The sequence below is a fragment of the Streptomyces sp. NPDC093085 genome, assembly GCF_040683935.1.
Classification (GTDB): domain Bacteria; phylum Actinomycetota; class Actinomycetes; order Streptomycetales; family Streptomycetaceae; genus Streptomyces.
Genome location: NZ_JBFBFB010000001.1, coordinates 218,483 through 235,204, shown reverse-complemented (window position 1 = coordinate 235,204; position 16,722 = coordinate 218,483). Strand labels below are relative to the sequence as shown.

At 71.6% G+C, this 16,722-nt stretch carries 15 protein-coding genes and 1 riboswitch; of the genes, 8 read left to right on the top strand and 7 right to left on the bottom strand.

What is annotated here, in order from left to right:
* The first annotated feature begins 54 nt into the window (after window positions 1-54).
* A complete protein-coding gene (locus AB0O07_RS01025; RefSeq protein ID WP_365624828.1) occupies window positions 55-1,077 on the top strand; it encodes a Gfo/Idh/MocA family oxidoreductase in 1,023 nt (340 codons plus the stop codon).
* A complete protein-coding gene (locus AB0O07_RS01020) occupies window positions 1,074-1,940 on the top strand; it encodes a sugar phosphate isomerase/epimerase (protein ID WP_365624825.1) in 867 nt (288 codons plus the stop codon). Before AB0O07_RS01025 ends, AB0O07_RS01020 begins: the two co-directional genes overlap by 4 nt.
* Here the strand turns inward: AB0O07_RS01020 and AB0O07_RS01015 are convergent.
* The gene (locus AB0O07_RS01015; protein ID WP_365624822.1) at window positions 1,918-3,261 is read right to left on the bottom strand and encodes a PP2C family protein-serine/threonine phosphatase; all 1,344 of its coding nucleotides are present in this window, start codon (window positions 3,259-3,261) and stop codon (window positions 1,918-1,920) included. The two genes, AB0O07_RS01020 and AB0O07_RS01015, sit on opposite strands and share 23 nt — an antisense overlap.
* A gap of 183 nt (window positions 3,262-3,444) precedes the next feature.
* Here AB0O07_RS01015 and AB0O07_RS01010 point away from each other — a divergent pair, with 183 nt between their 5' ends.
* From AB0O07_RS01010 to AB0O07_RS00995, 4 genes are all read left to right on the top strand, one after another.
* The gene (locus tag AB0O07_RS01010; protein WP_365624819.1) at window positions 3,445-3,942 is read left to right on the top strand and encodes a nitroreductase family deazaflavin-dependent oxidoreductase; all 498 of its coding nucleotides are present in this window, start codon (window positions 3,445-3,447) and stop codon (window positions 3,940-3,942) included.
* Between the two features lie 195 nt (window positions 3,943-4,137).
* Complete coding sequence (locus tag AB0O07_RS01005) at window positions 4,138-5,271, top strand: hypothetical protein (RefSeq protein WP_365624816.1); 1,134 nt, start codon at window positions 4,138-4,140, stop codon at window positions 5,269-5,271.
* Between the two features lie 132 nt (window positions 5,272-5,403).
* The gene (locus tag AB0O07_RS01000) at window positions 5,404-5,862 is read left to right on the top strand and encodes a hypothetical protein (protein WP_365624813.1); all 459 of its coding nucleotides are present in this window, start codon (window positions 5,404-5,406) and stop codon (window positions 5,860-5,862) included.
* 271 nt (window positions 5,863-6,133) lie between these two features.
* A complete protein-coding gene (locus AB0O07_RS00995; RefSeq protein WP_365627859.1) occupies window positions 6,134-7,441 on the top strand; it encodes an amino acid permease in 1,308 nt (435 codons plus the stop codon).
* A gap of 164 nt (window positions 7,442-7,605) precedes the next feature.
* On the opposite strand, the gene AB0O07_RS00990 is transcribed toward AB0O07_RS00995, so the two are convergent.
* Entirely contained in the window at window positions 7,606-8,370 is a 765-nt protein-coding gene (locus AB0O07_RS00990) for a transglycosylase SLT domain-containing protein (protein WP_365624810.1), read from the bottom strand.
* A 3-nt stretch (window positions 8,371-8,373) separates the two neighbouring features.
* Window positions 8,374-8,536: riboswitch (cyclic di-AMP (ydaO/yuaA leader) on the bottom strand.
* Between the two features lie 630 nt (window positions 8,537-9,166).
* Here AB0O07_RS00990 and AB0O07_RS00985 point away from each other — a divergent pair.
* Window positions 9,167-10,141, top strand: coding sequence for a helix-turn-helix domain-containing protein (locus tag AB0O07_RS00985; protein ID WP_365624807.1), 975 nt, complete (start codon window positions 9,167-9,169; stop codon window positions 10,139-10,141).
* Between the two features lie 34 nt (window positions 10,142-10,175).
* Here AB0O07_RS00985 and AB0O07_RS00980 read toward each other — a convergent pair whose 3' ends face one another.
* A complete protein-coding gene (locus AB0O07_RS00980; protein WP_365624804.1) occupies window positions 10,176-11,384 on the bottom strand; it encodes an RNA-guided endonuclease TnpB family protein in 1,209 nt (402 codons plus the stop codon).
* Window positions 11,385-11,409: 25 nt separating this feature from the next.
* Between AB0O07_RS00980 and tnpA the strand changes: the two genes are divergently transcribed.
* A complete protein-coding gene (gene tnpA / locus AB0O07_RS00975; RefSeq protein ID WP_365624801.1) occupies window positions 11,410-11,841 on the top strand; it encodes an IS200/IS605 family transposase in 432 nt (143 codons plus the stop codon).
* Window positions 11,842-12,428: 587 nt separating this feature from the next.
* Here tnpA and AB0O07_RS00970 read toward each other — a convergent pair.
* Genes AB0O07_RS00970 through AB0O07_RS00955 form a run of 4 tightly spaced genes read right to left on the bottom strand, consistent with a single transcriptional unit; the run spans window position 12,429 to window position 16,585 of the window.
* Window positions 12,429-13,226: an MBL fold metallo-hydrolase gene (locus AB0O07_RS00970; protein WP_365624798.1), complete on the bottom strand. Its 798-nt coding sequence runs from the start codon at window positions 13,224-13,226 to the stop codon at window positions 12,429-12,431.
* A complete protein-coding gene (locus AB0O07_RS00965; RefSeq protein ID WP_365624795.1) occupies window positions 13,223-14,812 on the bottom strand; it encodes a zinc-binding dehydrogenase in 1,590 nt (529 codons plus the stop codon). Before AB0O07_RS00965 ends, AB0O07_RS00970 begins: the two co-directional genes overlap by 4 nt.
* Window positions 14,813-14,814: 2 nt before the next feature.
* Complete coding sequence (locus AB0O07_RS00960; RefSeq protein ID WP_365624792.1) at window positions 14,815-15,480, bottom strand: ester cyclase; 666 nt, start codon at window positions 15,478-15,480, stop codon at window positions 14,815-14,817.
* A gap of 25 nt (window positions 15,481-15,505) precedes the next feature.
* The gene (locus AB0O07_RS00955) at window positions 15,506-16,585 is read right to left on the bottom strand and encodes a hypothetical protein (RefSeq protein WP_365624789.1); all 1,080 of its coding nucleotides are present in this window, start codon (window positions 16,583-16,585) and stop codon (window positions 15,506-15,508) included.
* Window positions 16,586-16,722: the final 137 nt, after the last annotated feature.

Sequence of the window (16,722 nt, the reverse complement as noted above, 5' to 3'; positions counted from 1 at the left end):
CGAGAGCCGAGATCCGAGATCCGAGAGCTGAGATCTGAGAAAGGGCACTTCCCCATGACTGTGCGCATCGGTGTGATCGGCACCGGAATGATCGGCCAGGACCATATCCGCCGGCTCACCGAGGTGGTCACCGGCACCCGGGTCACCGCGGTCTTCGACATCGACACCGCGCGGGCCGAGCGGGTCGCCGCCCCGGTCGGGGCCCGCGCGCTGGCCAGTGGGCGCGAGGTGATCGAGGCGGCCGACGTGGACGCGGTCGTCGTCACCTCGTGGGGTCCCACCCACGCGGAACACGTCCTCGGCGCCATCGCCGCCGGGAAGCCGGTCTTCTGCGAGAAGCCGCTCGCCACGGAGGCCGCGGACTGTCTGAAGATCATCGAGGCGGAGCAGGCGCACGGCTCCCGGCTGGTCCAGGTCGGCTTCATGCGCCGGTACGACGCCGGGTACCGCCAGATGAAGGAGGTCCTCGCCTCGGGTGCCATCGGCGAGCCGCTGATGGTGCACTGCGCCCACCGCAACGCGACCTCCGGGGAGAACTACACCTCCGAGATGGCCGCTCAGGACACCGCCGTCCACGAGATCGATGTGCTGCGCTGGCTGCTGGACGACGAGATCCGCTCCGTACAGGTGGTGACGCCGCGCCGGACCCGTAAGCGTCCCGAACATCTGAGGGACCCTCAGATCATGCTCTTCGAGACGGCGGCGGGCGTCCGGATCGACCTGGAGGTCTTCGTCAACTGCCAGTACGGGTACGACATCCAGTGCGAGACCGTCGGCGAGGACGGCACCGTACGGCTGCCCGACCCGGCCGCCGTCGCCGTCCGCTCCTCGGGCACCGTGTCGACCGCCGTCCTGCCGGACTGGAAGGGCCGCTTCGAGAACGCCTTCGACACCGAGTTCCGCGAGTGGACCCGCGCCGTCGCCAAGGGCGCCGAGCCCACCGGGCCCTCCGCCTGGGACGGCTACGCGGCGACCGTCATCACCGGCGCCCTCGTCGAGGCGCTGGAGTCCGGCGCGATCGTCCGGGTGGACGCCCTGGAGAAGCGGCCCGCCTTCTACGACGGGGAGCGCCGGTGAAGATCGCCCTCGACCCGTACATGTTCCGCGCGCTGCCCATACGGGAGATGGTGCGCACGGTGGCCGATCTGGGGTACGAGTACATCGAACTCTCCCCGCGCGACGACTTCATGCCGTTCTTCCGCCACCCGCGCGCCGACGACGAGCGGGTGGCGGAGCTGCGGAGCGCCCTCGCCGAGACCGGGGTCCAACTCTCCAGCGTGCTGCCGCTCTACAAGTGGTCGAGCCCGGACGAGACCGAGCGGCAGAGCGCCGTCCGCTACTGGAAGCGGATGATCGAGATCACCTCCTCGCTCGGCTGCTCCCTGATGAACTCCGAGTTCAACGGGCGCCCGGAGGCCGCCGCCGAGAGCGAGGCCGCGTTCTGGCGGTCGATGGAGGAGTTGCTCCCGGTCTTCGAGCGGGAGGGCATCGCGCTCAATCTGGAGGCGCACCCGGACGACTTCTGCGAGGAGAACGACCCGGCCGTCGATCTCGTCAGGGCGGTCAACAAGCCGTGGGTCAACTACCTGTACTGCGCCCCGCACACCTTCCATCTCTCGGGCGCGGCGCCCGGCGCGGACATCGCGAAGATGCTCCATTACGCGGGCGACAAGCTCCAGCATCTGCATCTGGCGGACACCTTCGACCACACGGCGTCGTCGGGGCTGCGCTACATCCTCAACCCGCCGGGCACGACGGCCCGGATCCACCAGCATCTCGACATCGGGCAGGGCGAGGTGGACTGGGAGACGTTCTTCTCGACCCTGCGCGCGATGGAGTTCGACGGGGTCGCGACGGTCTGTGTCTTCGCGTGGGAGGAGCGGGCGCGGGAGTCGTCCGCGTTCATGCTGGACCGGGTCAGGAAGGAGCTGGCCCGCTGAGGCCCTGGGGACCCTGAGGGCCCTGGGGACCCCGGGGGCGTTCCGCACCGCCCTGCTCCTCCGGCGCGTACCGCAGGAGCAGGGTGGCCGCGTCGTCGTGGAGCGGTCCCGCGGCATGGCGTACGAGGTCGGCGCGGAGCTCCTCCAGCGCGGTCGCCGGGTCGGGGTGGCCCAGCAGCCCGGCGCGCTCCCCCAGCGGGTAGAAGACGCCGGCCGCGTCGCGCGCCTCCGTCACCCCGTCCGTGTAGAGCAGGAGCTGGTCTCCGGGGGCGACCTCGGCCCGGAACGGCCGGGGCCCCTCGGTGCCGTGCGCGGCCAGGCCGAGCGGCAGGGCGTACTGCTCGGGCTCGGGGAACTCCACGGTGCCGTCGGCGCGGACCAGCATGGGCGGCGGATGCCCGTAGTTGAGGAAGACGACGCCGCCGTCCCCCCGGAACTCGGCGATCAGCGCGGTGACGAACTTCTCGCCGTCCAGCTCCCTGCTCATGGCCCGCTCCACCCGGGCGCCGACGCCGGTCAGCTCGGGCTCGTCGTACGCGGCCTCCCGGAAGGCGCCGAGGACGACCGCGACGGTCTCCACCGCCTCCAGGCCCTTGCCCTGGACATCGCCCACGATCACCCGGACCCGCCGCGCGCCGACGGCCACTTCGTAGAGGTCCCCGCCGATCCGCGCCTCGGCCACCGCCGAGGTGTACGAGACCGCGACGCGCAGCGGGCCGGCGGTGGGCGGCACGGGGCGGAGCAGGGCGCGCTGGGCGACCTCCGCGATGGAGCGGACGCTGGCGAGTTCGGCCTCGCGGCGCTGGCGCATCATCACGGCGACGAGGCTCGCCGCGGTCACCCCGGCGACCGAGCCGAAGGCGGTGTAGCCACGGCGGCTCTGCAACAGCCCGTCGTAGAGCCCGAGGGTGACACAGCACATCAGGGCGAGAACGCCGATGACGGCGGTCCGGCGCCAGCCGCCCACCAGCCCGGCGAAGGCGGGGCCGAGCGAGAAGAGCGGCAGGAAGCCGATGCCGGGCCCGGCTATCAGCTCGACCGCCGCGACGACGGCGAGCGCGGCGAAGGGCAGGACGCCCAGCACGACGGGGGTGGAGAGGCGGTCGTCCGCCCGCGCGCCCGCCACCGGCACGGTGGCCGGGGCGCGTTCGGGGGCGCGTCCCGGCGGGCGGCCGGGGCGGCCGGGGCCACCGGTGGTGTCACGGGGTCCGGGGCCGCCGGAGCGGGCGGTGGGGCCGGGGTCCCGCGCCGCGCCGGGGCGTGGTGCGGACCGGCCGTCCGATCGGTCCTCCCGCAGCATGTCCGCTCCCGCCTCGCCCATGTTTAGACTATGCAAAGGTTCTGATGTCAAAACATCGTGAACAGCTCCGTCAACATCCCGTCGTTACCGAATCGACGCCGTCATCCGGCCTCTGAGGCGCCTGGAGGTGCAGGACCGTTGAAACGGCCGCCCCCGCCCCCGCCGTCCCCGAGCGCGCACCGGCCGACCGGCTGGCGACGGCGGGTGGCCGAGGTACCGATCCTCCTCTACCGGGCGGGCCTGGGGCCACTGTTCGGGCGCCGGATGCTGCTGCTCATCCACACCGGCCGGTTCTCGGGGCTCTCCCGCCAGGTGGTGATCGAGGTCGTGGAGGAGACGGCGGCACCGCGGAGCTGGACCGTCGCCGCCGGGTCCGTGGCGTCGGCCCAGTGGTACGAGAACCTGCGCCACACCCCCGAGGTGACCATCCAGACCGGCCGCCGCTACCACGCGGTGACGGCGCGTTTCCTGGCGCCGGAGGAGTGCGGCCGGGTCATGGAGCGCTTCGCGGACGCGCATCCGCACGGCGCGCGGGCGCTCTGCGCCGCGCTGGGGCTGACGCCGGAGGCCGGGGCGGCGGGCGTTCGCTCGGCGGGCGAACGGATCGCGTTCGTACGGCTGGAGGAGTCCCGGCCGTCCTTCCCGCGCCCCGCGTCGCACACCTCGGACGCCCCGGACGCCTCCGACACCGGCGCTTCCTAAAGCCGGCCCGGCGCGGCGGGACATGGGCCGGGGCGGCGGCCCGAGCCGGGGAGAGGCCTGAACCGGTCCGGGGCTTGAACCGGGGCGGGCGCGGCCACGTACTACCTCCTCAAGACAGGTTGTCGCCGGACTCCGTACTGACCGGGCCCCGAGCGCACACCGTTCGACGCATTCGAAGGACCGGAGGAACGATCCATGCGCTCCAGGCACCGCCCGGTGATGCTCATGGCCAGCATGCTCGCCCTGCTGGCGATCTGCGCCACCGCCTGTTCCGCGCCCGGCGGCTCCGCGGCGGCCGGGACGGGCGGGGACGTCGGCCCCGGTGGCTCGGCCGGGGCGATCGGCGCCGACGTGCCGGAGGGGTGGCGGGAGGGCGGCTGGCGGGACTGGAACGCCGAGGACTGGGCCAGGGAGGCCGCCGCGTTCTTCAACCCGGTCATCGAGGGGCTCTGGCTGCCGGCCAGGATGCTCCAGGGGAAGAGCCCGGACCAGCCCGTGGACGGGGACTTCGCGGACGCGGGCGTCTCCGACCCGGAGCCGAAGCCGGTCCCCGCCGAGCCCGCGCCCGTCTCGTACCGCGACAACGCGCCGATGGTCGGCAAGCTCTTCTTCGACACCCCCGAGGGCCCCTCGGTCTGCTCGGCGACGGTGGTGACGGACCCGGCCGACCCCGGCGCCTCGAACCTGGTGTGGACGGCCGGGCACTGTGTGCACGCGGGCGCGAAGGGCGGCTGGTTCCGCAATATCGTCTTCGTCCCGTCGTACAACGACAAGGGGCTGGCCGGTGCCGAGCTGGCCCAGGTGAGCAAGAGCGACCTCTCGCCGTTCGGGATCTGGTGGGCGGACTGGGCGCAGACCTCGCCGCAGTGGATCGCGGAGGGGACCCCGTCGGGCGGCAGCGGCGCGCCGTTCGACTTCGCGGTGCTCCATGTGAAGAAGCCCGCGGGGAGCGACTACGCCTCGCTGGAGGAGACGGTGGGCGGCGCGTCCCGGGTGATGTTCGACGCGCCGTCGGCGACGAAGATCGCGGGGATGGGCGTCTGGGGGTATCCGGCGGCGCCGCCCTTCGACGGGGAGCGGATGTTCATCTGCCGGGACCGGCCTGGCCGGCTCTCGGTCCGGGACGACCAGCCGTCGCTGTACCGGATCGGCTGCACCATGACCGGCGGGTCCTCCGGGGGCGGCTGGTTCATCGAGGACGCGGAGGGGCGGCCCGCGCTGGTGAGCAACACGTCGATCGGCCCGAGCGCGCAGACCTGGCTGGCCGGGCCGCATCTGGGGCGCGGCGCGAAGGCGATCTACCAGGCGGTCAGCGCCAAGTTCGCCTGAGCGGAAGGGGTACGGGGTGACCGAGGCGGGGTGACGGGGCGGGGTGACGGGGGCGGGGGTGCGGCTCCGGGAGGGGTAGGGGCAGACTCGACGCGGGGCCGGGGCCGCCCGGCGCCTCCGTACGGACCCGCCATGGACATGAAAGCGAGACCGAAGGTGCCGCACATCACCGTCGAGTACACCCCGGACCTGGCCGACGAGCTGGACGTCGACACGCTCCTCGGCGACCTCCACGAGACCGCGCTCGGCCTGGGCGTCTTCCCCCGCTGGGGGACCCGCACCCTGGCCGTACCGGCGACGGCGTGCCGGGTGGCCGACCGCCCGGAGAGCGGCCCCGGCAGCGGCCATGTGCAGATCAAGCTGATGATCATGCCGGGCCGTCCCGACGAGGTGCGGAGCCGGGTCGCGGACGAGATGTTCGCGGCGGCGGAGCGGACCCTGGCCCCGCTGGCCGCCCGCCGTCCGCTCGGCTTCCAGCTCACGATCACGGAGCTGGACCCGGCGGTCACCAGGACGGGCGGCTCCATCCCGGGCTCCCCGACCTACCGCGCTGAGGCCCCGGAGGCTCCTGAGGCTCCGGGCACCGCCTGAGGCGGCCGGGCCGGGCCGCCCCGAGCGGGGAGCCGCGCCCCGCCCCGCCCGCTTCCGACGATATTCATTTTGCCTGGGAGGGGGCCCTCCGGAGAGACTGCGACGAGCCGGTACGTACCGGCTCGTCCCCTCCGAAAGCAGCCCTGAACCCCCCATGAGCACTCCAGCACCACCCCCCACCACTCCCCCGGCCGCCCCCTCGGCCCCGGCCGACGGGCCCGGCGCGTCCGGCGAGCCGCTGGCCGGCGGGCTCAAGCAGCGCCACCTCACCATGCTCGGGCTCGGCGGGGTGATCGGCGCCGGGCTCTTCGTCGGCTCGGGCGCCGGGATCGCGGTGGCCGGGCCCGGGATCGTCGTCTCGTATCTGATCGCGGGCGGGCTCGCGATGTGCGTGATGCGGATGCTCGGCGAGATGTCGACGGCGATGCCCGCCTCGGGCTCGTTCTCCGTCCACGCCGAGCGGGCGCTCGGCCGCTGGGCCGGGTTCAGCGTGGGGTGGCTGTACTGGTTCCTGCTGGTCGTCGTGCTCGCCGTGGAGGCCACCGGCGCGGCCACGATCGCCCACGGCTGGCTGCCCTCGGTACCGCAGTGGGGGTGGGTGCTGATCTTCATGCTGGTGTTCACCGGGGCGAACCTCGCCGCCGTGAAGAACTTCGGCGAGTTCGAGTTCTCCTTCGCGGCACTGAAGGTCTTCGCGATCGTCGCGTTCCTGGTCCTCGGGGTGCTCGCGATCCTCGGTGTCCTCCCCGACACCCACTCCGCCGGTCCGGCCAACCTCACCGGCCACGGCGGCTTCCTGCCGAACGGCTGGCAGGGCGTCATCTCCGGGGTGCTCGCCGTGGTCTTCGCCTTCGGCGGTCTGGAGGTCGTCACGATCGCGGCGGCCGAGTCCGACGACCCGGTGCGCTCGGTGGCCCGCGCGGTACGGAGCGCGGTCGTCCGGATCCTCTTCTTCTACGTGGGGTCGATGGCGGTGATCGTGACCGTGCTGCCGTGGACGGCGCAGCGGGCCGGGCTCAGCCCCTATGTCACCGTGCTGGACGCGATCGGGATCCCGTCGGCGGGGCAGGTGATGAACATCGTGGTGTTCGTGGCGCTGCTCTCGGCGCTCAACGCCAACCTCTACGGCTCCTCGCGGATGATCTTCTCGCTGGCGGAGCGCGGGGAGGCGCCGAGGGGGCTGACCCGGGTGAGCGGCGCGGGCGTGCCCCGGCGCGCGGTGCTGGCGTCGGTGGCGTTCGGGTTCGTCTCGGTCCTGCTCAACCTGGAGTGGCCCGATTCGATCTTCCTCTACCTGCTCAACGCGGTCGGCGCGGTGCTGCTCTTCGTCTGGGCGATGATCGCGGCGTCCCAGCTCCGGCTCCGCCCCCGGTTCGAGCGGGAGGCCCCGGAGCGGCTGACCCTGCGGATGTGGCTCTTCCCGGGGCTGACCTGGCTCACGCTGGGTGTGATCGCGGTGGTGGTCGTCCTGATGCTGACGGACGACGTGGCCCGCCCCCAGCTCCTGTGGTCGCTGGGCGCGACGGCGCTGGTGCTGATGGTGGCGGGGATACGGGAGGTACGCGCGCGGCGCGGGTGACCCGTCGCGCCGTACGTACCGCAGGCACGGCACGCACAGCACGCACGGCACGCACGGCACATGCCTCGGCCCCGCCGCCCATGACGGGTGGCGGGGCCGAGGCATATGTGACGTTACAGAGCGATATGTCCGGCCTGCGGTCTCGGGGCCGGAACGCGTCCGGCCTAGTAGGGGCCGTTCACGTTGTCGATCGAGCCGTACCGCGCGGCGGCGTAGTTGCACGCGGCGGTGATGTTGGCGACCGGGTCGTAGGCGTCGTACGCCGTGCCGGGCACGTGGTACGCCTGGAACGTCGGGGCGATGACCTGGAGCAGCCCCTTGGACGGGACGCCGTTCTGGGCGTTGATGTCCCAGTTGTTGATCGCGTACGGGTTGCCGGAGGACTCCCGCATGATGTTGCGGTGGATGCCCTCGTAGCTGCCGGGGATCCCGTGCTGGGCCATGACGTCCAGCGACTCGCGGATCCAGCCGTCCAGGTTGTTGCTGTAGGTCTTGGCGACGACCTCGGTGGCGACAGCCGTCTTGGCGGACGCGGCGCTCTTCCCGGCGCCGGAGGTGGCCTTGCCGAGGGTGAGCTTCAGGCCGGGCTGGACGAGGGACGGGTTGGAGCCGATGGCGGCCCGGTTGTCCTCGTACAGCTTCTGCCAGCCGCCGCTGAGCGAGTGCGCCTTGGCGATCTTGGAGAGCGAGTCGCCGTACACCACGACATAGGTCGCGGGGGTGGACTCCGTGGACTCCGGGGAGGCGGTGACGGCGGCGGGAACGGTGGCCCGCGCGGCGGAGGTCTCCGCCGTGACGGGCGCCGCCTGGGCGGCACCGGCGGACACCAGCGGAAGCGCGGCGAGCGCGGCGCCCCCGGTGCCCAGCGCGACCACGCGTCGGACGATCGAGCCGGTTCTGGAACGGCGGTGCTTGGCGTTTCTGGGCACGACGAATTCCCTCTCCGTCGCCTGCGAGGTGAGCTGTCGGGTTCGGGCTGGAGATGCCCGGCCACGCGGTCGCGCGACTTCACCCCTAGCCGCTCCGGAATTCCGGACCGGCGTACTACCTGGGTCCCCCGCTCCTGCCTGCTGACGGATTAGGTGTCGGGTCGATATCCGGACAGCGGCAGGATTGGGCGGTCCATCCGGATGGACGAGAACGTAAGCGAGATGCCAGGACCGCACAAGTTCCGCCTTCTCGGCTTATTCCCCCCATCGGAACGGCTCCGGGAACTCAACTTTCCTCCCCCACGAGAGAAAGCACCCCCACCGGCCGGACCCGCCCACCATCGCCCACGTGACACACGTCACGAATACATCGGACTTATCGGACCCTCAAAGCGCTACAGAGAGCGCAAGTTACCCCCAAAAGCCTCTACGCACCTTTACCGGCAAATACCACCAAAACGCCCTTAAGGGGCACTTCGCCACTCCGTGATCTGCCCGGGAATTCCCGGCACGCCCTCAACTGCGCACCACGGAAAGGAATGCGCCAGCCGGAGCGGATGAATACACCCGCCGGCCACCTTTCCTGACGCCCCGTCCGTGATCGCGGAATTCGCGTTCCGGGAATACGGAACAGCCGTCCGGCACCCGCGTACCGCACTTTTCACGCCAGAGAACGGCGCCTCAGGGTGAGCCATGATGACGCGTCATCGCCCCTCTGCCACGGTGCTGTCAACACCACGTGCGAGCGGCCGGGACGAGAGCCGGCGCCGCGTCGGTATCACTGTCGGGGGGACAGATGATCGAGACACTTTTCCGCGCGGAGGACCATCCGGCACCGGAGAGATTCGAGCGCTGGCGTGAGATGGCCTGCGCGAGCCACGCACCCACGAGAATCAGCTCCGAGCACGCCGAAGACTTCCGGGGGAACCTTCAGGCGGTGGGTCTCGGCCCGGTGACGGTGACCGTGGCGGGGTGCACGTCGCTCGTCAGCGACCGTACGCCGAAGATGGTCCGGCACTCCGATCCGGAGCAGTACAACCTCAGTTACACCCGGAGCGGACAGGCGGGCGCCGTCCAGTCCGGGCGCGAGGCGGACCTGCCCGCCGGCAGCCTGGTGCTCACCTCCACCTCCCATCCCCTCCACGGCCGGATGGGCCCGGACGGGGACGGCACCACCACGATGGTCCAGGCGCTCTTCCCCCGGGCCATGCTGCGGCTTCCCGCCGGCCAGGGGGACTCGCTGCTCGCCGTGGCGTTACCCGGCCGGAGCGGGATCGGCGGGCTGCTGAGCCGCTTCCTCGTCGGGCTCACCACCGACCCGACCCGCTACGGCCCGGCGGACGCCGCGCGGATCGGCGGGGTCACCATCGATCTGGTGAGCGCGCTCCTCGGCCACCACCTCGGGGCGGAGACGCCGCCCGAGGCCGCCCCGGACGTGCTGCTCCTCAAGGTCCGCGCGTACATCCACCGGCACCTGGGGGACCCGGACCTCACCCCCGCCCGGATCGCCGCGGCCCACCACATCTCCACCCGCACCCTGCACCGGCTCTTCCACGGTCAGGACACCACGGTCTCCGGCTGGATCAGGAGGCAGCGCCTCGACCGGGCCCGCCGGGATCTCGCCGATCCCTCGCTGCGGGCCCGGCCCATCCACGCCATCGCCACCACCTGGGGCTTCACCCACGCGGCCGACTTCACCCGGGCGTTCCGCACCGGCCACGGCATGCCGCCGAGCGAGTACCGCCACCGGGCGCTGCCCGTAGGGGATTGACATCCTCGCTGCCCTGAAGGACGGCGATTCCCGCCTACCGCGCCGTTGAAGGCTGCGGTGTCGGGTGGGTTCCTGCTTCGCCGCGCGGTGCCGGGACGAGTTCCGGTCTTACCCGCGCTCCACAGGCTGACACGGCCAGTCCGGCCGCCTTCGCGACGTTGACCGCCGCGTTGATGTCCCGGTCCAGGACCGACCCGCACGCCCCACACGTCCACACACGGACGTGCAGCGGCTTCGGGCCGTCCTTCACGCCGCACTGCGAGCACACCTGGGAGGTCGGCTCGAAGCGGCCGATCTTCACGAAGGTGCGCCCGTACCGTGCGGCCTTGTACTCCAGCATGTTCACGAACGCCGACCATCCGGCGTCGTGGACGGACTTGGCCAGGCGCGTGCGGGCGAGGCCCTTCACCGCCAGGTCCTCCACGGCGACCGCTTGGTTCTCGCGGATCAGCTTCGTGGAGAGCTGGTGGTGGAACTCGCGGCGTGCGTCGGCCACCTTCGCGTGTGCGCGGGCGACCTTGATCCGGGCCTTGTTCCGGTTGCTGGAGCCCTTCTCCTTGCGGGAGAGGGCGCGCTGTGCCTTCTTCAGGCGCTTCTCGGCGCGGCGCAGGAAGCGCGGGCTGTCGACCTTCGTCCCGTCGGAGAGGACCGCGAAGTGCCCGAGCCCGAGATCGATGCCCAGCTCGGGTGTGACCTCGGGAAGGACTTCCTCCGGGCCGGCCCCCACGACGAAGCTCGCGAAGTACCTGCCCGCGCTGTCCTTGACTACCGTCACCGTCGACGGCACGGAGGGCAGCGTCCGCGACCACTTCACCTTGACGTCGCCGATCTTCGGCAGGCGCAGCTTCCCGCCGGTCGTGATCGACCAGCGGGCGTTCGCGGTGAACCGGACCGACTGCCGGGTGTCCCGTTTCGACTTGTACCGGGGTGCGCCCATGCGGGGGCGCTTGCCCCTGAGCCCGTCGAAGAAGTTCCGGTACGCGGCGTCCAGGTCGCGGAGGGACTGCTGGAGGACGACCGCCGAGACCTCGCCGAGCCAGGCCCGTTCCGGGGTGTTCTTCGCCTCGGTGATGAGCTGCTTCGACAGGTCCCCGGCCTTCGGGAACGGCATGCCTTCGCTGCGGGCGGTCTCCCGAGCGCGGAGCCCGTCGTTGTAGACCACCCGCACACACCCGAACGCCCTCGCCAACGCACTGCGCTGACCGGCGCTCGGGTACAAGCGGAAGCTGTACCGAAGCTGCACGCGGATCACGATACACAATTGGTTTATGGATATTGATGAGAACATTCGTACTGGTCGCCACTGTGACTTCCGCATGCATGTCCACTTGGTTTTCGTGACGAAGTACCGGCACAAAGTCTTCGCCGATCGACACCTGACGCGGTGCGAGGAGATCATGCGGGCCGTGTGCGAGGACTTCGAGGCCGAGCTGGTCGAGTTCAACGGCGAGAACAACCACGTCCACCTGCTCGTGAACTTCCCGCCGAAGGTCGCCGTGTCCAAACTGGTCAACAGCCTCAAGGGCGTCTCTTCCCGGCGGCTGCGCCAGGAGTTCCCCGACCTCGTCCGCCACTACTGGCGGGCACAACGACTCTGGTCCGGCTCGTACTTCGCCGGTTCCGTCGGCGGCGCACCGCTCAGCATCGTGAAGCAGTACATCGAGCAGCAGAACCGGCCGCTCCTACCTGGGCCGAGGTGAACAGTGCGGATCATGCACACAGCTAAGGTCAGAGCAACTCTCAGATTCGCTTCACCACCGGGCTGAAGCCCGGTGCACTGCGAATAGTCCCGGTAGCGGGCATGCCCGACCTCCGCAACCGTCCTCACCCGCACCATCCCCCCAATACACACCGCCCCCCGGTCCCCCGGCTGGGACGCCATGGCATCCCGAACCCTCCGCAAAGCCATACGCACGACCACCGCACACACATGCCCCGATCCCACAGCCACCACCCCCACCAGCGATCACAGGCACACGCGTTCCCGTCACTTCGCTCCGGCATGCCGGCGGGGTCTCCTCGGGCTCGGTCATGGCATCGGTCCTCTCTCGGTGCTTTCTCGGTGTCTCTCGGTGTCTCTCGGACTCTCTCGGTGCTCCGGCGGTGTATTGCCGCTCTGGAAAAGGAAACTAATCGGGTCGAAGCACCACGTACTTAGCAGCGGGCGCCAGTGCCTTACCCCCGGGCGACAGCCACGCGGACACCGGCCGAACGGACCGGGAACGCCGAAGGGCCCGGGGACGGATGTCGTCCCCGGGCCCTGCCCGGCCGCTGCTCGGTCCCTTGGTCACGGCACGGCGGCGCCCCGCTCGCGGGCCGCCTCGAAGAGGCCGGGGTCATGGGCGCAGACCACCGTCAGCGCCGCCCGGTCCTCCTCCCGCACCTCGGCGATACGGGCCTGATTGGCTCTCAGGGCCGCGATGTCATGGGCGACGGCCCGCTCCTGGATCCGGAGCGCGCGCGGGACGCGGGAGGCGCCGTCCAGGGTGCCCGGGTGGTAGAAGGCGTCGCCGCAGTGGAGCACCCAGTGGTCGCCCGCGTCGACCGCGACGGCGGCATGCCCCCGGGTGTGGCCGGGCAGCGGCACCAGCACGATGCCCTCGCCGGTCCCGGTGAGCGGCCTGGCGGCGGCGAATCCGCGCCAGGGCTCCCCGGTGGGCGCGTGCGCCACCAGCCTCGGGCCCCGGGGCACCCGCGTACGGTCGTACCGTCCCCGCTCCAGGAGCGTGGCGGGCGAGCGCGCGGCGGACGCCTCGGCGGCGGTGACATGGACCCGCGCTTCCGGGAAGTCGTCCAGCCCGCCGATGTGGTCCAGGTCGAAGTGGGTGAGCACGATGTCGGTGACGTCCCGCGCGGTGAAGCCGAGCCCCGCGAGCTGGTGCAGCGCGGTCTCCGCCGGGTCGAGGACCGGACGGATGAGGTGGCGTACGGCGCCGATCCGGCCCGCCGGGTCGGCGATGTCGCGGGTCCCGTACCCGGTGTCCACGAGCGCCACCCCGCCGCCCGTCTCGACGGCCAGGACATGGCAGACGAGGCGGGCGCCGGGCAGCCGCATGGTCCCGCAGTTGAGGTGGTGGACCTTCATCCGAGGGCCTCGACGAGCGCGGTGAGGGCGGCCGGGTCGCCGCTGATGAGACCGGCGTCGACGCGCTGGACGGGGTTGCTGCCGTCCCAGTTCGCCGAGGCCGTTCTGATCAGGTCGAAGACGAGCTTCTTGGTACCGCCGACATCGGAGATCTCGATGACGGTGCCGGGGTGGTGCTCGGTCTCCAGATAGGCGAAGCGGCCGTCGGCGCCCCCGATGCGCCCCTCCTGGCCGACGGTGAACCCGGCGGCGCGGGCGCGGTCGTACAGTTCCTGGTAGTTCTCGCTCCAGTACGCGATGTGCTGGACGCCCTCGTGCCCCGCGTCGAGGAAGTCCCGGTACATCGAGGGCGCGTCGTTGACCGGGGTGATCAGCTCGATCTGTACGTCGCCGCTGTTGGCGAGGGCGACGTCCATGACCAGGTCGGAGGGGGCGCCCCGGTAGGTGAAGCCGGCGGGCCGGACGCCGGTGAGATGGAACCAGGGGCCGATGCCGCAGGCGGCGAACGCCCGCATCGACGCCTCGATGTCGCGGACGACGTATCCCATCTGGGCGATGGAGCCGAACATGTTGGCCCTGCGGTCGGGCGCGGGTGCAGGGCCGGTGTGGGCGTCGGCGAAGGAGAGCACGACCTTCCCCGTGGCGGCGTTGGCGCGGAGCCGGTCGGCGGCGGTCTTCGCCTCCTCGGCCGGGTGGACGCTGTCGAGGCGGGGCGTGATCCGCCGGTCCGCGACGGCCGGCAGCACCGCCTCGCCGAGGGCGGCCACCACATCGGCGAGTTCGCTCCGGCCGCGGATGCTGAACGTCGTGCCGATCAGCCGCTGCCGCCGGAAGGCGAGGGTGTCCAGGTCGATCGCGGTGGAGGCGCCGGCGAGCCGGCCGATGGAGACGATCCGGCCGCCGACGGCGGTGGCGGCGGGGAGCGCCGCGAAGAGCTCGCCGCCGACATGGTCGAGGGTGATGTCCGCGCCCCGCCCTCCGGTGGCGTCGAGGACGGCGGCGGCCAGGTCTTCGGTGGGGGTGTGGACCGCGGCATCGGCGCCGGCCGCCAGGAGCGCCGCGGTCTTCTCCGTACGGGTGGTGGTGGCGATGACCGTACCGGCGCCGAGCGCCTTGGCGAGTTCGATGCCGACCAGGCCGACCGCGCTCGTCCCCCCGACGACGAGGACCGTGTCGCCCGCCGTGAACCCCGCCTGGGTGACGAGCGCGTCGTGCTCGGTGATCAGGCCGACCGGCAGCGTCGCCGCCTCCTCGAAGCTCAGATGCCCGGGGACGGGGACGAGCAGGCGCGGGTCGCAGAGCGCGTAGTCGGCGAAGGCGCCCACCGTGATCCCCATGACCCGGGTCCCCACCGGGAGGTGGGGCGCGAGCAGGCTGCTGGTCTCGACAACCCCGGCGACCTCCATCCCGGCGGTGAAGGGCCCCTCGCCCTGGGAGTTGGCGGTGTACGAGCCTTCGAGGGCGTAGAGGTCGGCGCGGTTGAGGCCGGCGGCCATCACCTGGACGCGGACGGCGCCGAGCCGGGCGGGGAGGGCGATCCGCTCGATGCTCCAGTCGGGTCCTCTGCCGCCGACAAGTGCGCGCATGGTCACGAGAGTTCCTCAGGGGTGGGGGATGGAGTGGGGGTACGGGCGGTGGCGGCGGAGACGAAGCCGGGCGGGGTGGTGCGGAGAAGGCGCGGGTCGGGGGCGGAGCCGGCCATCCCGAGCGCGCCCCTGACGATGCGGGCGAGCTTCAGCAGCCCGCGCGGCCCGCGCTTGTCGACGCCCGCGACGAGCTGCTTGAGGATGGTGAGCCGGTCGAAGTAGATCCGCTCCGTGACCAGGTTCTCGTGCTCGTCGAAAATGAAGTACGCGGTCATCCGGGTGCGGTGGCGCGACCCCGTCGGCGGTATTCCGCCGAGCGGCCCCCGGTGGGTGCCGAGCAGCCAGAACTCCACGATGACGGCGTCGACCGCGTGCCGGAACGCGATGATCTCGTGGTCCTGGTCGGGGAAGGCGACCCGGGTGTCGTCGTAGTACGTCCGCACCTCGCTGTCGCCGTCGTGCACCGTCATCTGCGCGATCAGCTCGTAGTGCGGGTGCGGGAAGGTGGCGAGGGTGGCGTCCCAGTCCTGGGCGACCTCGTCGTGGAAGTGGTCGAGGACGAGCTTCTCGCGTGCGCGGAGCACCGGCTCGGGCGGCAGGACGAAACGGTTCACGGCCGGCGCGGAGGGCGCGGGCGGCTCCGGCGGCGCTGTCGGCTCGGTCGGCATGGTCGGCTCACTCACTGTCATGTGCTCACCCACGCGTGTGGGTGAGGGCGCGGTGGCTGAACGTGGGTGTGGTGCCCGGGTTCGTCCAGGCCCCCGTCAGCTCGCTGGACGGGAAGAACTGCGGGAAGCGCGGGTCGTCCTGGCTCGGGTCGGCGAGCGTCTTCTCCAGGACGACGGAGTTGTACTGGTCGGCCGTGGTCTCCACGGTGTTGGCGTTGAGGACGACCTCCTGCTGCCACTCGCGGCTCCACCGCGCGAGCCCGGGGAGCTTCGAGTGCTCCGGGACCAGGCACTCGGCCGCGATGACGTTCTCGCTGCTGACCCAGATACCGGTCGCGGTGTTGACGACCAGGCTCTGGTTGCCGAAGACATGCCCCGGGGTCTTCACCACGCCGACGCCGGGGCCGAGGATCACCGAGCCCTCGATCGGCAGGAACGCCTCGGGCGGCACGTCGCGGTAGGCGTACGGCTGGTACCAGGGGCGCTGGAGCGGGTGCAGCTCGGCCATGCCGGCGAGTTCGTCGCGCTGGACGACGACCTTGGCGTGGGGGAAGACGGGCTCGGGCCGGCCGCCCAGGTCCTCCTGATACGCGGTGGTGCCCACCCAGCGGCGGAGGTCCTGGGTGTGGAGGTGGTCGAAGAGCAGGTAATCGACGTCCTCCGGCGCGATGCCCAGGCCGGCGAGGTGGCTCCGTACAGAACCGTGCTCGGTCACCATGCGGCGCGCCACGACATCCGGGGTGCGCCGGGCGAGCCGGTCGAAGTAGGCGGTGTACCGGCCCCGTTCGACATCGCTGGGCTCGAAGAGCAGGACCCGGCGGCGGCCGTCGCTCTCCCGCCAGCGGATGACCAGCATGCGGTTGGTGATGGAGAGGAACGGGGCGAGCGCGCGCGAGGCGCGGAAGAGGCCGAACCGGGTCGGGTACGGCAGGGTGACCAGGTCGTGGGTGGTGATCGTGTCGGGCGTCCCGGTCGTCGCGAACTCGCGCTTGAACGCCGCCGCCTCCGCCCGCACGGCGGCCAGCCGGGCGCCGGGGCCGCCCGCCATCCGGCTCTGGTCGGTGAGGGTGTCGACCGGGGTGCCGACGGTCGGCAGGTCCGCCACATCCCTCGCACTCCACGGAAAGCTCCGCACCGGGACCGTACGAGCGCCATGAGCCTCATGCGGCCCACTGGATCCACCAGCCCTACTAGCCCCACTAGCCCTACCAGCCCCATGAGCCATACGGACCACCATCCATT

Coding starts and splice junctions, on each gene's coding strand:
- AB0O07_RS01025 (WP_365624828.1), top strand. CDS start 55: ATGACTGTGCGCATCGGTGTGATCGGCACCGGAATGATCGGCCAGGAC.
- AB0O07_RS01015 (WP_365624822.1), bottom strand. CDS start 3,261: ATGGGCGAGGCGGGAGCGGACATGCTGCGGGAGGACCGATCGGACGGC.
- AB0O07_RS01005 (WP_365624816.1), top strand. CDS start 4,138: ATGCGCTCCAGGCACCGCCCGGTGATGCTCATGGCCAGCATGCTCGCC.
- AB0O07_RS01000 (WP_365624813.1), top strand. CDS start 5,404: ATGGACATGAAAGCGAGACCGAAGGTGCCGCACATCACCGTCGAGTAC.
- AB0O07_RS00995 (WP_365627859.1), top strand. CDS start 6,134: ATGCTCGGGCTCGGCGGGGTGATCGGCGCCGGGCTCTTCGTCGGCTCG.
- AB0O07_RS00985 (WP_365624807.1), top strand. CDS start 9,167: ATGATCGAGACACTTTTCCGCGCGGAGGACCATCCGGCACCGGAGAGA.
- tnpA (WP_365624801.1), top strand. CDS start 11,410: ATGGATATTGATGAGAACATTCGTACTGGTCGCCACTGTGACTTCCGC.
- AB0O07_RS00970 (WP_365624798.1), bottom strand. CDS start 13,226: ATGAAGGTCCACCACCTCAACTGCGGGACCATGCGGCTGCCCGGCGCC.
- AB0O07_RS00965 (WP_365624795.1), bottom strand. CDS start 14,812: ATGCGCGCACTTGTCGGCGGCAGAGGACCCGACTGGAGCATCGAGCGG.
- AB0O07_RS00960 (WP_365624792.1), bottom strand. CDS start 15,480: ATGCCGACCGAGCCGACAGCGCCGCCGGAGCCGCCCGCGCCCTCCGCG.